We start from the raw sequence: 2299 nt of genomic DNA, 5'->3' as shown, positions 1-2299 counted from the left end.
GGCCTAACAAACGGCTCAAGAGGGATTGTCAACGCGTGGCGGCTTTAGTACAAAATTGAAGTTCAGTGTTTACAGTGTGTTTTTTGAGTTCGGCTATGCGTTGTCAACCCCTTAGCCGGGCGTTATAACTACTTTTTGAGTACATCATTAGGAGATTAAGATTGTACGAAAGTTCGTTTGAAATTCGGCTTGATTATAAGCCTTCGACAGGTAATCCTGAACGAGTGTTTCTGGCGATGGCGGCTTATGTGACTGCTTTTGAAAACTTGACATTTACTGTCGGCAAATCAATAGATGCTGACCTTAATTTCACTTATGAGCTTTCGGGGGTTCAAATTGGTTCTCTTAAAAGCATAATTAAGTGTACGTCTGGCTTGAAAAAAGTAGCTAATGCGTTGACGTCAATACCCCTATATATCGCTAATTCAATGGTTGACTTAGATAGTGTCGAAAACGAAGACGTTATTGATAGTGCTGCAAAAGGTGTTGAGTCCGAACTCCATGCACACGGCGCTGTAGAATTCCCTAATCAGGTTAATATTGACCGTTATCAGTTCGCCAAAGATCTCAAAAGCCTTTGCAAGGCTTCTGAACTACTTGCTGATGGCGAAACTATCGATATTTGCACGCCTCAAGTTAACAACGTCACGTATCTAAATACGAGAGTCAAATTTGATAAAGAGGTCGACGATTTATTTGTTGCTGACAGCAGAGAGATAAAAAAGAACGAAACTTTACTGGTCAAAAAGCCCGTGTTCTTAGGTGACTCTCAGTGGGACTTTAAGAGTGTAGAGAGAAATGTCTCATTCTCAGCTCCTATAGAGCATAAGGAATGGCTAGGTCGTTATCAAAATTGTGAGCTTGGGCACTTAGACCCAGGAGATGCGCTAATTGCTTATGTCTGTTATCAAGCAGTGAGGTTGAAAGGCTCAAAAACATATACTCATAAACAGCATCGTATCTTGCATGTTGAACGTGTTGTAAAAGGAAAAGAACTGCAAATTCGTATAGAAGAAGCGGAGAAGTCTAGTGAAGACAGCAAATAGTAATGTTCTTGCTCTAATTGCTGACTACATTTTCGTAATACTGCCTTTCGTCATAATACTGATTGTAAGAAGTGCCCAAGGGGTTAATGATTCTTTTTATATGCTTCCCGATTGGGGGATAGCCGCAACCATAGTATACGGTCAGTTAATTGTTAAGCTTGCTACGGCTCTTGCTAAAACGAACAAACCTAAGAAAACTTCAGCGGTGAGCTTCTATCTGACGGTATTGATTGCTTTTGGTCTGGTAGTAAATGTGGTGATTAATATTCTAATGTTAATTATTCCAAACGAAGTGCTAGGAATAACTCAGATAGTGCTGTTTGCTTTGGCTACCTTTTGTCACTTTATTATCGGCTTAGTTGTGAATCATATAGAGTCTGCAACAGAGAAATCGTAGTTATAACAAACGCTTCAAGAGGGACAGCCAACGCGCGGCATTTTTATTATGCGTTGGTTTTTGTGATTACGGTGTTATGCGGTAAGTTAGTAGTAGCGTTGGCTGCCCCTTAAGCGGGCGTTAGTTTTTTCAGGTCAAATCAATACAAACGTAGTTGGTCGATAAAATGAAAAATAAAAATGGTTATGTAAGTGTTAGTGGCTCCGAGATTTATTACGAGCTTTCAGGTAATCATGACGGCAAGCCATTATTGATGCTTCATGGCGGTCTTGGTTCGTTGAATGAGTTAAGTTCAATTCATAAATATGTTGCTGCTGACTATCAATTGATAAGTATAGATTTCCGTGGTCACGGAAAGTCCCTTTTAGGCAATCGTCCACTTAATTACATGCAATATCAACAAGACGTTCAGCATGTTCTTAGCTATTTGGGTATTGAGAAATATTCGATTTTTGGTTTTAGTGACGGTGGTATCGTAGGTTATCGTTTAGCAATACAAGAACCGGAGAGAGTATCTTGTTTGGTGGCACTGGGTTCGCAGTGGCGATTAGAGGCAGATGATCCATCAGTTGAATTACTAAGTGGTTTGACGGCTGAATTTTGGGCATCAAGGTTTGCCGATGATGTTGCTTTATATGAGGCGTCAAATCCTAAACCGGATTTCCCTAAACTCGTAGACGCTGTAAAAGCAGTCTGGCTTGACACAACAGAATCTGGCTACCCACATGAGTTAGTTGAAAAAATCCGTTGCCCGACATTAGTAATGCGAGGTGATAATGACTTCTTGTTTTCGTTGGATGAGGCAGCGGCTTTAAAGTCGAAAATTGTAGGTTGTAGTTTTGCCAATATTCCATTG

Annotated in this window: 3 protein-coding genes; all 3 read left to right on the top strand. The window is 40.4% G+C overall.

The window, feature by feature from the left end:
* The first annotated feature begins 161 nt into the window (after window positions 1-161).
* Window positions 162-1046: a hypothetical protein gene (locus tag AACU59_RS05210; protein WP_161437825.1), complete on the top strand. Its 885-nt coding sequence runs from the start codon at window positions 162-164 to the stop codon at window positions 1044-1046.
* Window positions 1030-1443, top strand: a complete 414-nt coding sequence (locus AACU59_RS05205) for a hypothetical protein (RefSeq protein WP_202598915.1) — start codon at window positions 1030-1032, stop codon at window positions 1441-1443. The genes AACU59_RS05210 and AACU59_RS05205 overlap by 17 nt, the downstream gene beginning before the upstream one ends.
* 166 nt (window positions 1444-1609) lie before the next feature.
* A partial coding sequence (locus AACU59_RS05200) for an alpha/beta fold hydrolase (protein ID WP_161437824.1) occupies window positions 1610-2299 on the top strand: 690 nt, incomplete at its 3' end.

The organism is Vibrio sp. V23_P3S9T160 (assembly GCF_963886625.1).
GTDB classification, from domain to species: domain Bacteria; phylum Pseudomonadota; class Gammaproteobacteria; order Enterobacterales; family Vibrionaceae; genus Vibrio; species Vibrio anguillarum.
Note: the sequence above shows the minus strand (reverse complement) of the source record. Positions and strands in the feature narration are given on the sequence as shown.